The sequence below is a fragment of the Micromonospora sp. ATLC20 genome, from assembly GCF_057196585.1.
This window is the reverse complement of sequence record NZ_JBXUOV010000060.1, coordinates 1-19,585: the sequence shown is the minus strand read 5'-3', so window position 1 is coordinate 19,585 and position 19,585 is coordinate 1. Positions and strand designations below refer to the sequence as shown.

At 73.5% G+C, this 19,585-nt stretch carries 16 protein-coding genes and 1 riboswitch; of the genes, 12 read left to right on the top strand and 4 right to left on the bottom strand.

Annotated features, from left to right (window positions below):
• Window positions 1-36: 36 nt before the first annotated feature.
• Entirely contained in the window at window positions 37-486 is a 450-nt protein-coding gene (locus AC2CHG_RS15095; protein ID WP_135240320.1) for a YbaB/EbfC family nucleoid-associated protein, read from the bottom strand.
• A 185-nt stretch (window positions 487-671) separates the two neighbouring features.
• Entirely contained in the window at window positions 672-1,316 is a 645-nt protein-coding gene (locus AC2CHG_RS15090) for a LysM peptidoglycan-binding domain-containing protein (RefSeq protein WP_262011621.1), read from the bottom strand.
• Window positions 1,315-1,460, bottom strand: a riboswitch (cyclic di-AMP (ydaO/yuaA leader). (Overlaps the previous gene by 2 nt.)
• Before the next feature lie 171 nt (window positions 1,461-1,631).
• Here AC2CHG_RS15090 and AC2CHG_RS15085 point away from each other — a divergent pair.
• Genes AC2CHG_RS15085 through AC2CHG_RS15075 form a run of 3 tightly spaced genes read left to right on the top strand, consistent with a single transcriptional unit; the run spans window position 1,632 to window position 4,448 of the window.
• Window positions 1,632-3,194 carry an LLM class flavin-dependent oxidoreductase gene (locus AC2CHG_RS15085; RefSeq protein ID WP_484524964.1) on the top strand — a complete coding sequence of 521 codons (1,563 nt, stop codon included), beginning with the start codon at window positions 1,632-1,634 and terminating at the stop codon, window positions 3,192-3,194.
• A gap of 46 nt (window positions 3,195-3,240) precedes the next feature.
• Window positions 3,241-3,717 carry a winged helix-turn-helix transcriptional regulator gene (locus tag AC2CHG_RS15080; RefSeq protein ID WP_091418149.1) on the top strand — a complete coding sequence of 159 codons (477 nt, stop codon included), beginning with the start codon at window positions 3,241-3,243 and terminating at the stop codon, window positions 3,715-3,717.
• A 32-nt stretch (window positions 3,718-3,749) separates the two neighbouring features.
• Entirely contained in the window at window positions 3,750-4,448 is a 699-nt protein-coding gene (locus AC2CHG_RS15075; protein ID WP_402806520.1) for an SDR family oxidoreductase, read from the top strand.
• Window positions 4,449-4,812: 364 nt separating this feature from the next.
• Here AC2CHG_RS15075 and htpG read toward each other — a convergent pair whose 3' ends face one another.
• A complete protein-coding gene (gene htpG / locus AC2CHG_RS15070) occupies window positions 4,813-6,705 on the bottom strand; it encodes a molecular chaperone HtpG (protein WP_357211170.1) in 1,893 nt (630 codons plus the stop codon).
• 135 nt (window positions 6,706-6,840) lie between these two features.
• Between htpG and AC2CHG_RS15065 the strand changes: the two genes are divergently transcribed.
• From AC2CHG_RS15065 to AC2CHG_RS15025, 9 genes are all read left to right on the top strand, one after another.
• Window positions 6,841-7,569, top strand: coding sequence for a FadR/GntR family transcriptional regulator (locus AC2CHG_RS15065; RefSeq protein ID WP_484524963.1), 729 nt, complete (start codon window positions 6,841-6,843; stop codon window positions 7,567-7,569).
• Entirely contained in the window at window positions 7,566-8,393 is an 828-nt protein-coding gene (locus AC2CHG_RS15060; RefSeq protein WP_262011626.1) for a sterol desaturase family protein, read from the top strand. The genes AC2CHG_RS15065 and AC2CHG_RS15060 overlap by 4 nt, the downstream gene beginning before the upstream one ends.
• Window positions 8,390-9,064 carry a lysoplasmalogenase gene (locus AC2CHG_RS15055; protein ID WP_262011627.1) on the top strand — a complete coding sequence of 225 codons (675 nt, stop codon included), beginning with the start codon at window positions 8,390-8,392 and terminating at the stop codon, window positions 9,062-9,064. Before AC2CHG_RS15060 ends, AC2CHG_RS15055 begins: the two co-directional genes overlap by 4 nt.
• Window positions 9,037-9,528, top strand: coding sequence for an SsrA-binding protein SmpB (smpB, locus tag AC2CHG_RS15050; RefSeq protein ID WP_262011628.1), 492 nt, complete (start codon window positions 9,037-9,039; stop codon window positions 9,526-9,528). The genes AC2CHG_RS15055 and smpB overlap by 28 nt, the downstream gene beginning before the upstream one ends.
• Before the next feature lie 42 nt (window positions 9,529-9,570).
• Window positions 9,571-10,119 carry a DinB family protein gene (locus tag AC2CHG_RS15045; protein WP_484524962.1) on the top strand — a complete coding sequence of 183 codons (549 nt, stop codon included), beginning with the start codon at window positions 9,571-9,573 and terminating at the stop codon, window positions 10,117-10,119.
• Window positions 10,120-10,166: 47 nt separating this feature from the next.
• The gene (locus AC2CHG_RS15040; protein WP_262011630.1) at window positions 10,167-10,742 is read left to right on the top strand and encodes a winged helix-turn-helix domain-containing protein; all 576 of its coding nucleotides are present in this window, start codon (window positions 10,167-10,169) and stop codon (window positions 10,740-10,742) included.
• Complete coding sequence (locus AC2CHG_RS15035) at window positions 10,739-12,019, top strand: MFS transporter (protein ID WP_262011631.1); 1,281 nt, start codon at window positions 10,739-10,741, stop codon at window positions 12,017-12,019. The genes AC2CHG_RS15040 and AC2CHG_RS15035 overlap by 4 nt, the downstream gene beginning before the upstream one ends.
• 114 nt (window positions 12,020-12,133) lie before the next feature.
• The gene (locus AC2CHG_RS15030; RefSeq protein ID WP_355508815.1) at window positions 12,134-13,369 is read left to right on the top strand and encodes a ricin-type beta-trefoil lectin domain protein; all 1,236 of its coding nucleotides are present in this window, start codon (window positions 12,134-12,136) and stop codon (window positions 13,367-13,369) included.
• Window positions 13,370-13,611: 242 nt separating this feature from the next.
• Window positions 13,612-14,259, top strand: a complete 648-nt coding sequence (locus tag AC2CHG_RS15025; RefSeq protein ID WP_484524961.1) for a GNAT family N-acetyltransferase — start codon at window positions 13,612-13,614, stop codon at window positions 14,257-14,259.
• 80 nt (window positions 14,260-14,339) lie between these two features.
• On the opposite strand, the gene AC2CHG_RS15020 is transcribed toward AC2CHG_RS15025, so the two are convergent.
• Window positions 14,340-19,585: WD40 domain-containing protein (locus AC2CHG_RS15020; RefSeq protein WP_484524960.1), on the bottom strand; the 5,246-nt coding region annotated here is incomplete at its 5' end.

The window sequence follows — 19,585 nt, the reverse complement described above, 5'->3', positions numbered from 1 at the left end:
GCGGCGCCTCGTCGTGCCGGGGCGTGTGCGGTCGGGTCAGACCGCGCGCCCGGCCCGGGAACCAGCGCCGCGGTCGCGGTGGATCCGCGCGGCCGCCTCGTGCATCGCGCGGCCGAACAGCTCGGCCTGGTCGCCCATGCTGCCGAGCCGGGCGGCGAGCGCGTCGGCGTCGGCCCGGGCCGACGCGCTGACCCGGTCGTCCAGCTCGGACAACGCGGCGTTGGCGGCGGTCACGAGGTGTCCGCAGAGGACGTCGAGGGGCTCGCCGGCCAGCTCCGGGTCGATCGTCACGGAATCGAGCCGGCCACCCTGGACGGCGACCGCGCGGACCCGGCCGCCGGCTGCAGTGCCCTCGGCGAGCAGCAGGTCGCCCGGCTCGCCGTCGGCGTGTGCCGAGGCCCGGGAGCGCATCGCGGTGAGCGCCTGCTGCGTGCGGGTCAGCAGCTCGTCGATGCTCGCGGCCGCCGAGAACGGGTCGTTGGTCATATCCGCGCTTTCTTCACGTCTTAGCCGAGCATGCGTGACCCTAGCAACCGGCTCCGACGAATCGCCGTCACCGGCCGGTCCGGGTCGCGTCCCGGCGCCGCGAGCAGGCCGGACACCGGCCACGCGGCGTGTCGCGGACGGCCGGGCGCCCGGCCGGGGCGAACCGGCCGGGCGCTCGGACGAGGTCAGCGCAGGCGCAGCTGCTGACCGGGGAAGATCAGGCCCGGGTCGTCGCCGACCACTGCACGGTTGCGCTCGTGCAGGGCACGCCAGCCGCCGTCGACGCGCTGCGCCACGGCGATCTCCGACAGCGTGTCCCCGCGCCGGACCACGTACGTCCCGGCGCCGGACGACGGCCGCGGCGCCGCCTTCGTCGTGGCGCGTTCCGGCGCGGCCTTCGTCGCGGCGGCCCGCTTCGGCGCCGCCTTCCTCGGTGCCGCCTTCGTGGTGGCCCGCTCGGACCGGGTCGCCGTGCTGGCCGAGCCGCCCTTCTTGCCGCAGACCGGCCACGCGCCGATGCCCTGGCCGCGCAGCACCTTCTCCGCGACGGCGATCTGCTCGGACCGGCTGGCCAGGTCGGCGCGCGCGGCGTACTTCTGGCCGCCGTAGCCGTTCCAGGTGGTGCGGGAGAACTGGAGCCCGCCGTAGTAGCCGTTACCGGTGTTGATCTTCCAGTTGCCGCCTGACTCGCAGCGCGCGACCGCGTCCCAGTTGACGCCCGCGCTGGCCGGAGCGGCCGGGCCGAAGAGGGTAGCGGCGCCGACGGCGGCGCCGGCCAGGACCGCTCCGAGAGCGGTACGGCGGCTTCGGGCTGAGTATTCAGTTGCCATGTGGATTCCTCCACGCCGACGAGGTGAGCTGTCGGGTTCGGGCCGAGGAGCCCGGCCGCCGGTGGCGGCTTCACCCCGAGGTGACGATGCACCGTGGAACGTGTGGTTCCCCCGCTCCCGCACGAGGTTCGGTTACCGGGGCCGGCGGCGGGATTTGGCGTTTCCGGCCTGCGGTGTCCGCGTCTGCGAACGAAACCGACGCTAGGAGCGATTTGTGACGATCGTCTACTTCTTGTGACGCTCTTCACCCGGCCGGGCGACCGGCGGCGGCGCTACGGTGGCAGGGCCAGGCAAGATCACGGGAGGGCTTGACGGATGACCGATCACGGACACGAGCTGACCTTCGGCGGCTTCATCACCCCCGCCGCCGGGCAGCCCGACCAGGTGGTGGCGCTGGCCCGGCTCTGCGAGCAGGTCGGGCTGGACCTGCTCACGTTCCAGGACCACCCGTACCAGCCGGGCTTCCTGGACACCTGGACGCTGATGTCCTACGTGGCCGCCGCGACCGAACGTATCCGCCTGGCCGGAAACGTCCTCAACCTGCCGTTGCGCCAGCCGGTGGTGCTGGCCCGCAGCGTCGCCAGCCTGGACCTGCTCACCGGCGGCCGGGTCGAGCTGGGACTCGGTGCGGGCGCGTTCTGGGACGCGATCGAGGCGGCGGGCGGGCGACGCCTGTCCCCCGGCGCCGCCGTCGAGGCCCTCGACGAGGCGATCCGGGTGATCCGCGAGGTCTGGGAGACCGACCGTCGCGGCATGATCCGCGTCGACGGCGAGCACTACCGGGTGGTCGGCGCCAAGCGCGGTCCGGCGCCCGCGCACCCGGTGGGCATCTGGGTCGGCGCGTACAAGCCGCGCATGCTGCGCCTGGTCGGGCGCGCCGCGGACGGCTGGCTGCCGTCCCTGTCGTATCTGCCGAAGGGCCCCGACGAGCTGCCCGCCCTGAACGCGCTCGTCGACGAGGGCGCTCAGGCCGCCGGGCGCGACCCGGCCGCGATCCGCCGCATGCTCAACGTGACCGGCACGTTCGCCCGCTCGTCGGCCGGTTTCCTGGCCGGGCCGCCGGAGCAGTGGGTGGAGGAGCTGGCCGGGCTCACCCTGGAGCACGGCATCACCACGTTCATCCTCGGCAGCGACGAGCCGCGCGCGATCCAGATCTTCGGCCAGGAGGTCGCGCCCGCCGTGCGGGAGCTGGTCGCCGCCGAGCGCACCGCGCCCGCCGGCGGAACCCGCACGGCCGCCGACGAGCAGACCGCCGCCGCCGGCCCGAGCACGCTCGGCGTCACCCCCACCCCCGACCCGGGGGTACGCCTGAGCGCGCGCCGCCCCTGGGACGAGTCCACCCGCCCGAGCGCCCCGCCGCCGCCGGCCGGGCGCGTCTACCCGGCCCGCGGACAGGCCGCCGGGCAGCATCTGGTGGACGTGCACGACCACCTGCGCCAGGAGCTGGCCCAGGTGCGCGATCTGCTGGAACAGGTCAAGCAGGGCACTGTCTCGCCGGGCCGGGCGCGGGCCGCCCTCAACGAGATGACCATGCGGCAGAACAACTGGACGCTCGGGGCGTACTGCGCGGCGTACTGCACGATGGTCACCCAGCACCACGGGCTGGAGGACGCCTCGATCTTCCCTCACCTGCGCCGCTCCGAGGCCGGGCTGGCGGCAGTGCTGGACCGCCTCGAGGAGGAGCACGTGGTGATCCACGGCGTGGTGGAGAGCGTCGACCGGGCGCTCGTCGAGCTGGTCCGGCACCCCGGCGACTTCACGCAGCTCCAGGAGGCGGTGGACCTGCTCACCGACACGCTGCTGTCGCACCTGTCGTACGAGGAGCACCAGATCGTCGAGCCGCTGGCCCGGCACGGATTCTTCCCCGGCCAGCTGTGAGGTAGCTGACTTCTGCTTCCCTAAGCCAGGGGGTACCGTCGGCGCCATGACGGACCTCCTCGCGCAGCGTGACTCCTGGTCCACCGCCAACTGCTCGATCGCCCGGGCACTGGAGGTGGTCGGCAACCGCACCACGCTGCTCCTGCTGCGGGAGGCGTCGTTCGGCACCCGCCGCTTCGACGACTTCGCCCGGCGGGTCGGCGTCAGCGAGCCGGTGGCCGCCGCCCGCCTCAAGCAGCTCGTCGCCGACGGGCTGCTCGACCGGCGTCCCTACCGCGAGCCCGGGCAGCGCACCCGCGACGAGTACGTGCTCACCGCGAAGGGCAGCGACCTGATCCCGGTGCTGGTCGCGCTGCGGCAGTGGGGCGACGCGTACGCCGCCGACGAGGCGGGCCCGGCGGTCCGGGTGGCCCACGACGAGTGCGGCGCCCCGGTGCACGCCCGGCTGCGCTGCGACGCCGGGCACGACGTACCGCCCGGTGAGCTCGCCGTCCTGCCCGGTCCGGGCCTGCTGTCCGCCTGACTCCCCTCCCTCACCACACCTCGGAGCAACACATGAAGATCGCTGGAAGCACCGCCCTGGTCACCGGCGCCAACCGCGGCTTCGGCCGGCACCTGGCCGCCGAACTCGCCGCGCGCGGTGCCACCGTCTGGGCCGGCGCCCGCAACCCGGACGCCGTGGACCTGCCCGGCGTGACCCCGGTACGCCTGGACGTCACCGACCCCGCGTCGGTCGCCGCCGCCGCGGAGCGGGCCGGTGACGTGACGCTGCTCGTCAACAACGCGGGCGTGAGCACCGGCACCGACCTGCTCGACGGCCACCTCGAGAAGATCCGGCTGGAGCTGGAGACGCACTACCTCGGCACGCTGTCGGTGGTGCGGGCGTTCGCGCCCCGGATCGCCGCGAACGGCGGCGGCACGATCCTGAACGTGCTGTCCGCGCTGTCCTGGTTCACGTTCCCCGGCGTCGGCGCGTACGGCGCGGCCAAGGCCGCCGAGTGGTCGATGACGAACGCCCTGCGCCTGGAGCTGGCCGGCCGGGGCGTCCGCGTCGCGGGCCTGCACGTGGGCTACATGGACACCGAGATGGCCGCCGCCGTACCCGGCCCGAAGGCCCACCCGGCCGACGTCGCCCGGCTCGCCGCCGACGGCATCGAGTCCGACAGCTACGAGATCCTGGCCGACGACGTGGCGCGCCGGGTCCAGGCCGGACTGTCCGGCGGGGTGGCCGCGCTCTACCCCGCCCTCCCCTGAGCCGACCGGGCTCGCCGCCCCGGCGCACCGGCTCAGCGGCCCCTTCACCAGCCAACGGCGATTACGGCCGGCCGCGCGGCTGGACACCAGGCCGGCGCCTCACCGGCTCCACCAGATCCAGCCCGACCCACACCCGTCCACTCAGGCAGGCCCTGCCGACGCGGGCCTGCAGAGACCACCCACCGGGAGCTCACTCACCGAGCCCGCTCCCTCCATCTGGGACTGATCTTCCCCATCCTGGGACAAGCCAGCTTGATCCACGCCAGCTCGGCGAGGTGGCGGTATCGGGGGCATCCTGATACCGCCACCTCGGCGTAATGGAGTCGATCAAGCCGGCCGGGTCCGGCCGGCGGGGCGGGTGGGGCTACAGGCCTCGGGCCAGGCGGTCGGCGAGGATCCGGGTGAACCGGGCCGGGTCGGCCAGCTCGCCGCCCTCGGCCAGCAGCGCCATGCCGTACAGCAGCTCGGCGGTCTCGGTCAGCGCCGCGGCGTCGGCACCCTCGCCGTGCGCCTTGCGCAGCCCGGTGACCAGCGGGTGGGCCGGGTTCAGCTCCAGGATCCGCTTGACCCGGGGCACCTCCTGGCCCATCGCCCGGTACATCTTCTCCAGCGTCGGCGTCATGTCGTGCGCGTCGCCCACCACGCAGGCCGGCGAGGTGGTCAGCCGGGTGGACAGCCGCACCTCCTTGACGCTGTCGGCGAGCGCGCCGCCGAGGAACGTGAGCAGGTCGGCGTACTCCTGTCGTTCCGCCTCTGCCTTCTCCTTCTCCTCCTCGGTCTCCAGGTCCACCTGCCCCTTGGCGACCGAGCGCAGCGTCTTCCCGTCGTACGCGCCGACGCGCTCGACCCACACCTCGTCCACCGGGTCGGTGAGGATCAGCACCTCGTAGCCCTTGGCGCGGAACGCCTCCAGGTGCGGCGAGTTCTCGATGGTGGCCCGGTTCTCGCCGGTGGCGTAGTAGATCTCGCTCTGCCCGTCCTTCATGCGCTCCACGTAGTCGCGCAGCGTGGTCGGCTCGGCCGGGTCGTGGGTGCTGGCGGCGCGGACCAGTTCCAGCAGCGTCTCGGTGTTGTCCGGGTCCTCCAGCAGACCCTCCTTGACCACCGCGCCGAACTCGGTCCAGAACGTGCGGTACGACTCGGCGGACATGTCCTTGAGCGTGGCGAGCACCTTCTTGACCAGCCGGCGGCGCACCGCGCGGATCTGCCGGTCCTGCTGGAGGATCTCCCGGGAGATGTTCAGCGACAGGTCGTGCGCGTCCACCACGCCCTTGACGAAGCGCAGGTAGTTGGGCATCAGCGCGTCGCAGTCGTCCATGATGAACACGCGCTTGACGTAGAGCTGCACGCCGCGGCGGCCCTGCGGGGAGAACAGGTCGAGCGGGGCGTGCGAGGGCAGGAACAGCAGCGCCTCGTACTCGAAGGTGCCCTCGCCGCGCATGTGGATCGTCTCGAGCGGGTCGGCCCAGTCGTGCGCGACGTGCCGGTAGAACTCCTTGTACTCGGCCTCGTCGACCTCGTCCCGCGAACGCGCCCAGAGCGCCTTCATCGAGTTGAGCGTCTGCTCCTCGCGGGTGGTGGCGCCGTCCTCGCCGGGCTTGTCGACAGTCATCCGGATCGGCCACGAGATGAAGTCGGAGTACCGCTTGACGATCTCGCGGATCGTCCACTCGGCGGTGTAGTCGTGCAGGTTGTCCTCGGTGTCGACCGCCTTGAGGTGCAGCGTGACCGAGGTGCCCTGGGGTGCGTCCTCGACCTCCTCGATCGAGTACGTGCCCTCGCCCGCGGACTCCCAGCGGGTGCCGCCGGACTGCCCGGCGCGGCGGGTCAGCAGCGTCACCTTGTCGGCCACCATGAACGTGGCGTAGAAGCCGACGCCGAACTGGCCGATCAGCTCCTGGGACGCGGCGGTGTCGGCGGACTCGCGCAGCTTGCGCAGCAGCTCGGCGGTGCCCGACTTGGCGATCGTGCCGATCAGGCCGACCACCTCGTCGCGGGTCATGCCGATGCCGTTGTCCCGCACGGTGAGCGTACGGGCGTCCTTGTCGACCTCGATTTCGATGTGCAGGTCGGACGTGTCCGCCGGCAGCTCCTTGTCGACGAGCGACTCCAGCCGCAGCTTGTCCAGCGCGTCGGACGCGTTCGAGATCAGTTCGCGCAGGAAGACGTCCTTGTTCGAGTAGATCGAGTGCACCATCAGCTGCAACAGCTGACGAGCTTCGGCCTGGAACTCCAACGTCTCGACCCGGTCGCTCACACCGACTCCCTTCCCTCTGGCGGGCCTACGGCGCAAAGGATACGAGGGGTGACCAAGGGGGCACGCACCGGCCGCCCCGAATCCACTGGTACAACCAGTTGACGGGTTGATGCGTTCGGGGCCACACTGCCTCGCATGACCTTCGATCCCGCGCCTCGTGTCTCGGTCTCCGACCACGTCTTCGGGCGGCTGCGCGACGCGATCGTGTCCGGTCGCTACGCGCCGGGCGAGACGCTGCCCGGCGAGCGGGAGCTGGCCGGGGCGTTCGCGGTCAACCGGCACGCCGTCCGGGAGGCGCTGCGCCGCCTGCAACAGCTCGGCCTGGTCCGGGTCAGCCAGGGCGGCGCGACCCGGGTGCTCGACTGGCGGGTCCACGCCGGACTGGACCTCGCGCTGTCGCTGGCCCGCTCCGGCGACGTACTCCCGGTCGAGACGCTGGTGCGCGACATGCTGGAGATGCGGGCCTGCGTCGGGATCGACGCGGCCCGGCTCTGCGCCGAGCGCGCGGACGCGGCGCTCGTCGCCGCCCTGGTCCGGGCCGCCGAGGAGTACGGCGACCTGGCCCCCGATCTGGACCTGATGAACGAGGCGAACATCGCCGTCTGGCGGCTGATCGTGCGCGGCAGCGGCAACACCGCCTACCAGCTCGCCTTCAACAGCCTGGTGGCCGGCACGTTCGCGGTCGGCGACGTCCCCCCGGACGCCCGCGCGGCCGAACTGCTCGACGTGGCCGGGCACCGCCGTCTCGCCGCGTCGATCGCCTCCGGTCAGGGCGCGGCGGCGGCCCGGCACGCCCGGGAGCTGCTGACCGCGCCGATCACCACCCCCACCACCCCCACCTCCGGAAGGGAAGCGCGCGCATGATCCCCGCCGTGCTGTACGCCGTCCCGGCGTTCCTGCTCCTGATCGTCATCGAGGCGGTCTCCTACCGCTTCCTGCCCGACGACGACGAACGCGGCTACGAGCTGCGCGACACCACCACCAGCCTGTCGATGGGGCTGGGCAGCCAGATCATCGGCTTCCCGTGGAAGCTGCTGACCGTCGGTGCGTTCGCGGCGCTGTGGACCGTGGCGCCGGTGCACCTGTCCCCCGGCGACTGGTGGACCTGGGTGATCCTGTTCTTCGCCGACGACCTGGCCTACTACTGGTTCCACCGCTCGCACCACGAGGTACGCGTGCTCTGGGCCAGCCACGTCGTGCACCACTCCAGCGTCTACTACAACTTCTCGACCGCGTTGCGGCAGAGCTGGACGCCGATGACCTCGCTGCCGTTCTGGCTGGCGCTGGCACTGCTCGGCATCCCGCCGTGGATGATCTTCCTCCAGCAGTCGGTCAGCCTGCTGTACCAGTTCTTCCTGCACACCGAGCGGATCAGGGTGCTGCCCCGGCCGATCGAGTGGATCTTCAACACGCCGTCGCACCACCGGGTGCACCACGGCTCGAACACCGAGTACCTGGACCGCAACTACGGCGGCATCCTGATCATCTGGGATCGGCTGTTCGGCACGTTCGAGCCGGAGCGGGCCACCGCGCGCTACGGCCTGACCAAGAACATCGGCACCTACAACCCGCTGCGGGTGGCCACCCACGAGTTCGCCGCGATCTGGTCCGACGTACGCCGGGCCGACTCCTGGCGGCACCGGCTGGGCTACCTGTTCGGCCGTCCCGGCTGGCAGCCGGCCCGATGAGGCGCTCCTGGCTGCTGCCCCTGTTCGGGCTGATCGCGACCGTCGAACTGGTCGGGGTCGCGCTCGACTCGACAGCGCTCCAGTGGCTGGCCAAGCCGCTGCTGGCGCCGGTGCTGCTGGCGTACCTCTGGGCGCACCGGCGCCGCGTCGACGCGGTGGCGGTCGGCCTGGTCGCCGCCACCGCGGGCGACGTCGCGCTGCTTCTGCCGGGTGATGCCGCGTTCCTGGCCGGGATGGGCTTCTTCCTGGTCACCCAGATCGCGTTCATCACCGCCTTCGTCCGGCACCGGCGCGCGCCGGTCGTGGCGTTGGCCGCTTACCTGGTCGCCTGGGCGGGCGCGAACGCGCTGCTCTGGGGCATGCTCGGGCCGCTTCGGTTGCCGGTGCTCGGTTACAGCCTGGCGCTGTGCCTGATGGCCGCCGCCGCGACCGGGGTGTCGGCGCGGGTCGCCGCGGGCGGGGCGCTCTTCCTCGTCTCCGATCTGCTCATCGGCGTGGGCGCGGCCGGCGTGGACCTGCCCGGGCGAGGGCTGCTGGTGATGGTCACCTACTGCGCCGCGCTGCTGCTCATCACCACCGGCTGGGTGGCCGCGGCGCGCCCGGCGACCGGCCCGCAACCGCCCCCGGCGAGTATCCTGCTCGCGTGGCCAGGGAGAACGGGCGCAAGCTGATCGCCTCGAACAAGAAGGCGCGGCACGACTACGACATCCTCAAGACGTACGAGGCGGGCATCGTGCTGGCCGGCACCGAGGTCAAGTCGCTGCGCGAGGGGCGGGTGTCGCTTGTCGACGCGTTCGCCCAGGAGCGCGACGGCGAGATCATGCTGTACGGCCTGCACATCGCCGAGTACGGCTTCGGCACCTGGACCAACCACGCGCCCCGGCGCACCCGCAAGCTGCTGCTGCACCGGGTGGAGATCGCCCGGATCCTGGAGAAGCTGCGCGACGGCGGCATCACGCTGGTGCCGCTGTCGATGTACTTCGCCGACGGCTGGGCCAAGGTGGAGCTGGGCCTGGCCCGGGGCCGCCGGTCGTACGACAAGCGCCAGGCGCTGGCCGAGCGGGACGCGAAGAAGGAGATCGCCCGGGAGATGGGCCGCCGGCTCAAGGGCCGGGCGGCGGCGCGGCGGGGCTGAGCGCGCCGTTTTCTGTCCCAGGGCGGTGGCACGCTGAGGCGCATGACCGATCTGACCTGGAACCCGCTGCTCCGCGAGCAGCTCACCTGGCACTGGACCTACCAGTTGCGCGACCGCCTCGCCGGGCTCACCGACGCCGAATACCTCTGGGAGCCGGTCCCCGACTGCTGGAACGTGCGGCCGCGCGGCGACGACGGCACCCCGGCGATCGACTTCGCGATGCCGCAGCCGGACCCGCCGCCGTTCACCACCATCGCCTGGCGGCTGGCCCACGTCATCGTCGGCGTGCTGGCCATGCGCAACGCGTCGCACTTCGGCCGCGCGCCCACCGACTACGCCTCGTTCCCCTACTCCCCGACGGCGGCCGGCGCGCTGGCCCAGCTCGACGAGGAGTACGCCGCCTGGACGGCGGGGGTCGAGGCGCTCGGCGAGGAGGGCCTGGCCCGCCCCTGCGGCCCGGCGGAGGGGCCGTTCGCCGACGTCCCGATGGCCACGCTCGTGCTGCACATCAACCGGGAGGTGATCCACCACCTGTCCGAGGTGTGCCTGCTGCGCGACCTGTACCGCCACACATCCGAGGCAGCGCGATAAATACAAGACTCCTTGTACATCATGTCTTGTAGGTCTAGCCTGACGGCATGACTGACGGAACCGGCAACCGGCGCGTGAGCGACCCGCGAGCCATGCGGGCGCTCGCCCACCCCACCCGGCTGCGGCTGCTCGGCGAGCTGCGCCTGCGCGGCCCGCAGACGGTCGGCATGCTCAGCGAGCGGACCGGCGAGGCGGTCGGCTCGGTCAGCTACCACGTCGGCAAGCTGGTCGAGCACGGCTTCGTGGCCGAGGCGCCCGAGCTGGCCCGGGACCGGCGCGAGCGGTGGTGGCGGGCCGCGCACGCCACCACCGACTGGGATCCCCTCGAACTGCTCGACGACCCGGAGCGCCGGCTCGCCGGCAACATGCTGCGCCAGGCCGCCATGCAGCGCTACGTCGACCGCTACCAGGCGTACCTGGACTCGGAGGCGAGCCTCGACCCGGCGTGGGTCCGCGGCACCACCAGCAGCGACATGGTGCTGCGCCTGACGCCGGAGGAACTGGTCGAACTGCGCGACGAGCTGTCCGCGCTGGGCCGGCGCTGGCAGGAGCGCGGCGCGCCCGGCCGGCCCGGCGCCGAGATGGTCACGCTCATCTGGCAGGCGTACCGGGGGCCGCAGTGACCCGCGACCGCCGGCCCCTGGCCGGACTGCTGATCGGGCACGCCGTCTCGCTGACCGGCAACGTGCTCACGCTCATCGCGCTGCCGCTCTACGTGCTGGCCGAGACCGGCTCACCCGCCGCCACCGGGCTCGCCGGGGCGTTCGCCACCGCGCCGGTGGTGCTCGGCGGCGCGTTCGGCGGCGTGCTCGTCGACCGGATCGGCTACCGGCGCTCCAGCGTGCTCGCCGACGTGATCTCCGGCGTGACGATCGCCGCCGTACCCCTGTTGCACGCCACCGTCGGCCTGCCGTTCCCGGCGCTGCTGGCCCTGGTCTTCGTCAGCGGCCTGCTCGACACGCCGGGGCAGACCGCGCGCACGGCGTTGCTGCCGGAGGCCGCGGCGGCGGCAGGGGTGCCGATCGAGCGGGCCGCCGGGTGGGAGGACGCGACCTCGCGCGGCGCCCGGATGATCGGCGCACCCGTGGCCGGCCTGCTGGTCGGTGTGTTCGGGGCGGTGCCGGTGCTGGCGCTGGACGCGGTGACGTTCGCCGTGTCGGCGCTCGTGGTGACCCTGCTGGTACCGCGTGGCCTGCGGCCGTCCGACGACGGGAGCGAGCCGGAGACCGGTGGCTACTGGCGGCAGTTCGCCGCCGGGCTGCGCTTCCTGGTCCGCGAGCCGCTGTTGCGCGCCATGGTCCTGCTGGTGCTGGTGACGAACCTGTTCGACGCGGCCAAGAGCCAGGTGCTGCTGCCGGTGGTCGCCGAACGGGAACTCGGCGGGCCGGCCGCGTTCGGCCTGCTGGTCGGCGTCATGGGTGGCGGGGCGCTGGTCGGCTCGCTGGTGTTCAGCGCGATCGGTCACCGGCTGCCCCGCCGGGCCACGTTCGTCACCGCGTACGTGGTGTGCGGCGCGCCACCACTGTGGGCGCTCGCCGCCGCGCCGCCGCTGCCGGTGGTGGTCGCCGTGGTCGCGACGGCCGGGCTGGCCGCCGGTGCGCTCAACCCGCTGATGGGCGCGGTCCAGTTGGAGCGGGTGCCGCCGGCCATGCGGGCCCGGGTGTACGGGGTGATCGGCGCGGGCGCGTGGGCGGCCATGCCGGCCGGCGCGGTCGGCGCGGGGTTCGCCGCGGACCGGTTCGGCCCCACGTCCACGCTCGTCGTGATGGGCGCCTGCTATCTGCTGGTGGTGCTGACGCCGCTGCTGGGCGGCCCGTGGCGGGACATGCGCCGGCCCACCGTGGTGCGGCAACGCGAGCCGGAGCCCACATCGGAGCGCCAGCGGGAAACGCTCTCTTGACATCGACCGACTTCGTTCATACCTTCATCGAAGTCTATTTGTATGGTTTGTTAACCGTTGGGCGGGGCCGGCCGCCGTGACGGGGAACAGCCACCACCCCGCAGGAGGCGCCCCGTGCGCACCACCCGTACCCTCGCCGCCCTGGCGGTGACAGCGGTCGGCCTCACCGCCGCCCTCGCCGCCGTCCCCAGCACCCCGGCCGCCGCCGCCCCCGGCGCGGTCACCTGGTCCGACGACTTCAACGGCCCGGCCGGCGCCGCCCCCGACGCGAGCAAGTGGCGCTACGACATCGGTGGCGGCGGCTGGGGCAACAACGAGCTGCAGTACTACACGAACAGCACCCGCAACGCCGCGCTCGACGGCAACGGCAACCTGGTCATCACCGCCCGCAAGGAGAACCCCGCCGGCTACTCGTGCTGGTACGGAAGCTGCCAGTACACCTCGGCCCGGCTGCTCACCAACGGCACGTTCGCCCAGGCGTACGGGCGGTTCGAGGCGCGCATCAAGGTCCCGCGTGGACAGGGGCTGTGGCCGGCGTTCTGGATGCTCGGCAACGACATCGGCACGAACCCGTGGCCCGGCAGCGGCGAGATCGACATCATGGAGAACGTCGGCTACGCGCCGTCGACCGTCTGGGGCACGCTGCACGGCCCCGGCTACTCCGGCGGCAGCGGCGTCGGCGCGTCCACCTCGCTCCCGGGCGGCCAGGCGCTCGCCGACGCCTTCCACACGTTCGCGGTGGACTGGGCGCCGGACTCGATCACCTGGTACCTCGACGGCGTGGCGTACTCCCGCAAGACGCCCGCCGACATCGGCGGCAACCGCTGGGTCTTCGACCACCCGTTCTTCATGATCATGAATGTGGCGGTCGGCGGTAACTGGCCCGGCTCGCCGGACGGCAGCACCACGTTCCCGCAGACCATGACCATCGACTACGTCCGGGTCCAGGCGTGGGACAACGGCGGCGGGAGCACCGGCGGCCAGATCGTCGGGTACGGGAACAAGTGTGTCGACGTGGCCAGCGCCGGCACCGCGAACGGCACCCCGGTGCAACTGTGGACCTGCAACGGCACCGCCGCCCAGCGCTGGACCTGGAACGCCGACGGCTCGGTACGCGCGCTCGGCAAGTGCCTCGACGTGGCCGCCGGGTCCACGGCGAGCGGCGCCAAGGTGCAGCTCTACGACTGCAACGGCACCGGCGCGCAGAAGTGGGTGTTCAGCGCGGCCGGGGACATCGTGAACCCCCAGGCGAACAAGTGCCTGGACGCGACGGGTCCCAGCTCGGCCGACGGCACCCGGCTGCAGATCTGGGACTGCACCGGCGCCGCCAACCAGAAATGGCGGCGCTGACCGGTGCCCCCGCCCCCGCCCCTCTCTCTCCCCGCGATCTTGCACTTTCGGCCCGAGCGGCGCCCCGAATGCCCCATTCACCCGGGCACAAACTGCAAGATCAGCGAGGCTGGCTTGGCCGGGGCTGGCTGGCCGGGGCTGGGGATCGCTGATGGCGTTGCGTTTCTCGGGGCGGCCTGGGATACCGTGAGGTTCGTTTCGCTGCCGCGAGACCAGGTCATCCATCTCCTGGAAGCGCGATCATGGATGAAGTGACCGGCGCGCCGGCGTCGACGAGCGGGTTCACGCCGGAACCGATCCCCACCGCACGGCTGAATCTGCTGCCGCTGGGTGTCGAGCATGCCGAGGAGATGGCCGCCGTCCTCGCCGACCCGGCGCTGCACACCTTCATCGGCGGCGGGCCCGCCACCCCGGCGGCGTTGCGGGCCCGCTACGAACGGCTTGTCGCCGGCTCACCCGACCCGGCCGAGTCGTGGTGCAACTGGGTCATCCGGCTCCGGGACGGCGGCCGGCTGGCCGGCTTCGTCCAAGCCACGGTCACCGAGCCACACGGGACCGTGACGGACGCCGCCACGGCGGGCGCGCGGGCGGTAGGACACCGGCACCTCGACGAGGCGGCACCGGCCACCGCGGGACCGGTCGCGGAGATCGCCTGGGTGGTGGGAACCCGGTGGCAGGGGCGCGGGATCGCCACCGAGGCCGCCCGTGGGATGGCCGGCTGGCTGGGGCGGCGCGGTGTGCGTACCCTCGTGGCCCACATCCATCCCGGCCACCGCGCGTCGGCCGCGGTGGCCACGGCCTGCGGCCTGGCCCCCACCGACGTGTGGCACGACGGCGAGGTCCGCTGGACCGGACCTGCCGCCCCGCCTCCCCCGCCTGCCCCGAGTTGACCAAGGAGTTCGTGTCGGATACGACGTCCGATCCGGACACGAACTCCTTGATCACCGGGGAGAGCGCGGGGGCCGGGGGGTCAGAAGGGGGCGTCCACGGAGAGGCGGCGGACCTGGGTCAGGTAGGGGTCCAGTTCGCCCACCTCGAAGCGGCATGTGCCGATGACGTGCCAGAACTGGCCGCCCGGGTCGCCGTCCAGCTTGTACCGGCCGTCCGGGCTGACCGCCGCCCACCCGTCGGGCAGGCCGATGAGCGTGGTCCGCAACTGGGCGTGCTCCGGGTCGGCGACGTCCCACAGCCGTACCGTGCCGTCGTCACCGGCGCTGGCGAGCAGGCTGCTGTCCGGGCTGAAGTGCACCGACCAGACGCGCCGGGTGTGCGCCGCAAGGGTGCCGTGCAGCCGGCCGGTGACCGGATCCCACAGCCGGATCACCAGGTCGTCGCCGGCGGTGGCGAGCAGGTTGCCGTCCGGGCTGAACGCGCAGGACCAGAGCCGGCCGTCGTGTTCGGTGAGCACCAGGCGCCGCTCACCCGTGACCGCGTCCCAGACCACCGCCGTGCCGTCGTTGCCGGCGCTGGCGAGCAGCGTGCCCTCGCTGTTGAAGCCGACCGAGTAGACCCGGTCGGTGTGGTGTTCGAGGGTGAGCCGGCAGGTGGCGGTGGCGGCGTCCCAGAGCCGTACCGTCTGGTCGTCGCAGCCGGTGGCGATGGTCTCGCCGTCGGGGCTGAACGCGACGGTGCGCACGCGCCCCCGGTGCGGGGTGAGCGTGGCGAAGTGGCGGCCGGTACGGCGGTACCAGAGGCGTACCGTGTCGTCGTCGTTCGCGGTGGCGAGGGCGTCGCCGTCGGGGCTGAACGCGACCGCCCAGACGTGGTCGGTGTCCACGTTGAGTTCGCGCTCGTCGGCGCCCGTGTCGGTGTTCCACAGGTGCACGCCGCCGTCGCCGCTCGGGGTGGCCACCAGCGGTTCATCCGGGCAGAACACCACGGACAGCAGCCGGTCGGCCGGGCTGGCGAGCTGCCGCAGCAGACGGCCGGTACGCGGCTCCCAGAGCCGGATCACGCCGTCGTTGCCGCAGGCGGCGAGCACCTCGCCGTCGTCGCGGAAGGACAGCGCGGTGACCTTGCGGCCGTGCCCGCGCAGCGTGTGCTGGAGCTGCCCGCTGCGGACGTCCCACAGCCGGGTGGTGCCGTCGTTGCTGCTGGTCGCCACCTGGTTCTGGTCCGGCCGCCAGACCACCGGCCAGACCGAGCCGCGGTGCCGGGTCAGCTCGTGCCGCACCTGCCCGTCGTCGGTGTCCCAGAGCTGGATCGCGCCGTCGCTGGCGGCGGTGGCGAGCAGGCTGCCGTCGCCGTTGAACCGGACGCTGTAGATCGCGCCGCGCTGCCGCCCGAGCACCCGCACCGGCCGGCCCGTCTCGGTCTCCCACAGCCGCAGCGCGCCGTGCGTGTCGCCGGTGGCCATCAGCGTGCCGTCGGGGTGGATGTCGAGGGCGTACACGTCGGCCTCGTGGCCGCGCGGCGCGCGCAGCAGCTCGCCGTCGGCGGCCCGGCGGATCCAGATGCGGCCGTGCTGCCCGACGGCGGCCAGCAGCCGGCCGTCCGGTGAGTGCACGACCCGGTAGACCACCTCGGGCTCCTGCACCTCGAACGCCAGCTTGCCGGTCGGGATGTCCCACCCACGGACCGTGCCGGCGCTGTCGGCGACCACGACCCGCCGTCCGTCCGGGCTGAACGAGGTGCCCCAGATCGGCGCGGAGTGGCCGGGCCACTCGTGGCGCAGCCGGGCGCCACGGGTGTCGTAGAGCCGCACCACGCCCGCGGCGTCGCCGACCACCAGGCGGCCGCGGCGGCCGTCGGTGAGCAGCGGCCACACCCAGCCGGTGAACACGTCCTCGATGACGTGCCGCACGTCGCCGTGGTCGGCGTCCCACAGCCGTACGGTGAGGTCGGCCGAGCCGGTGACGAGCTGGTGGGACGCGGCGTCGTAGCGGACCGCGTACACCCGGGAGCGGTGCCCCTGGAGCGTGCGTACCGGCAGCCCGGTGGCGGTGTCGCAGAGCAGCACACCGCCGTCGTCGCTGCCGACGGCGAGCACCGCGCCGTCAGGGCTGTACGCCACCGGCACCGGCAGCCGGCCCACCTCGAAGCCGTACCCGACGCCCACGGCGGGCGGGGCGAGGCCCGGCGCGACCGGCCGGCCCGGTGCGACGACGGCGCCACGCAGTTCCGGGGCGCGCAGCAGCGCCGGGTCGGCGCTGACGTCGATCAGCGCGGTGCGGTGCCAGCTGCTGCCGGCCACGCGCGCGCCGCGCAGATCGGTCCGGAACAGGCGCGCGCCGGCCATCTCCGCGTCGCGCAGGTCCGCCCCGGCGAGGCGGGCCTGGTCCAGCCGGGCGCCGCGCAGCCGGGCGTGCTCCAGCCGCGCCTCGGTCAGGTTGGTGGCGATCAGCCGCGCGTCGGTCAGGTCGGCACCGGTCAGGTCGGCGCCGGCGAGTTCGCGGTGCGACAGGTCTTCGCCGCGCAGCACCGCGCCGCGCAGGTCGGCCCGGTCGGGCAGGCGCAGCCGGGCGGACAGCCGCAGAGCGTTGGCGCGCAGCGTCTCGCCCGCCGACTCGTCACCGAGCACCCGCGCGGTCCAGGCGGTGCAGCGGGCCGGGTCGGCGAGGTCGCCGAGGAACTCCACCGCGAGCGCGGACAGCGACCGTACCGCCAGCGCGCCCGGCTCCTCGCCCCTGTTGATCTGCTCGGCCACCCCCTCGGCGACGAGCCACTCCATCACCGAGGTGTGGATGAACCCGAACAGCCCGTCGTCGGTACGGACGAGCAGGCTGCCCGCGCCGACCGCGTGCGCCGCCTGCGGGCCGGACAGCCGCGAGTCGGCCCGGCCGGCGAGCTGGCCGGTGGACTCGGCCAGCTCGGCCAGGCGCAGGTACGCCTCGCCGCTCTCCCAGAGCTGGAACGCCAGCCGGCTCACCGCCTGCCACAGCTCGGGCCGGCGCAGGCTCACCGGGGCGCCCGGGATGCCCTGGGTACGGCGCTCCTCGAAGTCCAGCCAGGACTCCAGGATCTCCCGGTACAGCGCGGCGGCGCTGAACGTGCCGCCCGCCCCGGCGACGGCGGCGAGCCGCCCCTCGTCGAGGTTGGCGATGAAGCCGAGCATGCGCGGGTTGCGGGAGAGCCCGAGCAGGTCCTTCACGCCGGCGAGCAGGTCCATCCGCTCGCGGGCGGCCCGCTCGTCGCCGCCGTACCGGTTGCGCAGGAACGCCTCGATCTGCCCGGGGGTGAAGTCCTCCACGGCCAGGACGCGGCGGTGCGGCAGCAGGCCGACCCGCTCGCCGAGCGCGGTCAGCACCTGCGAGTTGGTCTTGAAGTGCTGGGTCCGGCTGCTCACCACGATCTTCGCGTTGCCCTCGGCGGCCTGCAGCAGCGTCTCCAGGTGGTCGGCCGCCCGGTCGTAGGTCACCCGGGCCACCAGCTCGTCGAAGCCGTCGAACAGCAGCACGATGCGGCCCTGGCGCAGCATGTAGCGGAACGCCTTGAGGTCGATCACCTGCTCGCCGTGGTTGGCCAGGTGCGCGGCGACCAGCCCGTCCACGGAGTGCGCCTTGTCCAGCGCCCGCAGCTCCACCAGGATCGGAATCAGGTCCGGCGCGGCGGTGGGCAGCCGCCGGGCCACCTCCCGCAACGCGAACGTCTTGCCCCGGCCGAAGTCACCGAGCACCAGCACGAACCGGCCGTCCGGCGCGGACACGGTCTCCAGCAGCTCGTCCACCACGTCGTCGCGGACGCGCTGGTCGGCGCCGACGAGGTGGCGGTAGCGCTGCGGCACGTACTGCCCGGGCGGGTAGAGCCGGTCGGCCTGCAGCCGGGCGGTCTGCGCGGCGACGTACTCGCGCAGGTCGAGCAGGCCCTGGAACTCGGTCAGGTGCAGCACGCGTACGCCGCGCCGCTGCGCCTCCTCGGCCAGCCCGCGCGGCACCCGGTCGCCGTCGTAGACCAGCTCGGAGGCGATGTCCGGGTCGGTGGCGTGCACCCGGCGGGCGAAGACGTCCACGTCGGCGGCGGTGGGGGTGCCCACGTGCGCGCCGACGCGCTGCTGGCGGACCACCCCGTCGGAGCGGTAGCTGATGTACAGGTGCGGCGGATCGGTGCCGACGCGGCGCACCACCACCCGGTCGTAGCGGGCCTCGCAGACCTCGGCGAGCCGGTCCAGTAGCCGCTGCACCGGGGCGACCGGCGCGGCGGCCACCGCCGCGCCCTGGGTGGCCCCCTCGACGGCGGCCGGGCGACGCGGGTCGGGCACCTGGGCCGGGCCGGACGCGCCGAAGGTGGCCTCCGCGTGCGGCCAGGACACGGCGGTGACCGTGCCGCCGTCGAGCCGGTCGTCGCGGCCGAGCACCCAGCGGGTCATCCCGTCGCCGCCGAGCCGCAGCACCTGCGCCCGGCCGTCGCGGGGCGCGGCGGCCAGCGGCACCACCGGGTCGACCCGGGCCGACGGCGCGGCGTCGGAGAGCAGCAGGTTGAGCATCGGGCCGACCAGCCGGTTGACCGAGCCGCGGTCGCGCAGCGACACCGGGTCCGGGGGCACCTCGTCGGCGTACGGGCTGCGCGCCCCCGGCGCGTGCGCCATCGCGCCCAGCCGCAGCCAGCCGGACTGCTGGTAGTGGCGCAGGCGCTGGGCGAACCAGCTGGACTGCGCCTCGCCGAGGAAGCCGTACCGGTCCTCCTCCCGGTGGGTGATGGCGATGGTGGAGTTCAGCCCGGCCACCACCACCCGCAGGTCGGGTACCGGGAACAGTGTCCAGGGCTGCTCGCTGTCGAAGATCCGGTCGTCGAGCCCCTGGTAGAGGTCGTCGAACAGGCGCGCGTAGTGCCGCCACTTCGGCCAGTACGGCGGCTGCGGGTCGACGTCGTCGGCCTCGCAGGTGGCGAAGTACGCGCGGCTGGCGGCCATCGTCACGTCGCGCGGGCCGGGCACCACGACCAGGCGGTGCGGTTCCAGCCCGAGCAGCACCCGCAGGCCGGTGAGGAAGCTCAGCGCGTCGGAGAACTCGCGCGGGCTGCCCGACTCGGTGAGGTTGCCGGCGACGACGAGCAGGTCCGGCCGGGGCACGCCGTCGTTCATCAGCAGCGTGAGGTCGCCCATCAGGTGTTCCTGCACCTCGCCTGGGGTGACCGGCGCGCCGGGGGTGATCACGCCCCGGCCGAAGCGCGGCCCGGCCACCTGGAGCACGGTGACGGTGTCCCGGGTGGTCGGTGGCGCCACCGCGGCGGGCGGGAACGGCGGCGGGTTGATCGGGGTACGCCGGGCGCGGCGGGGCG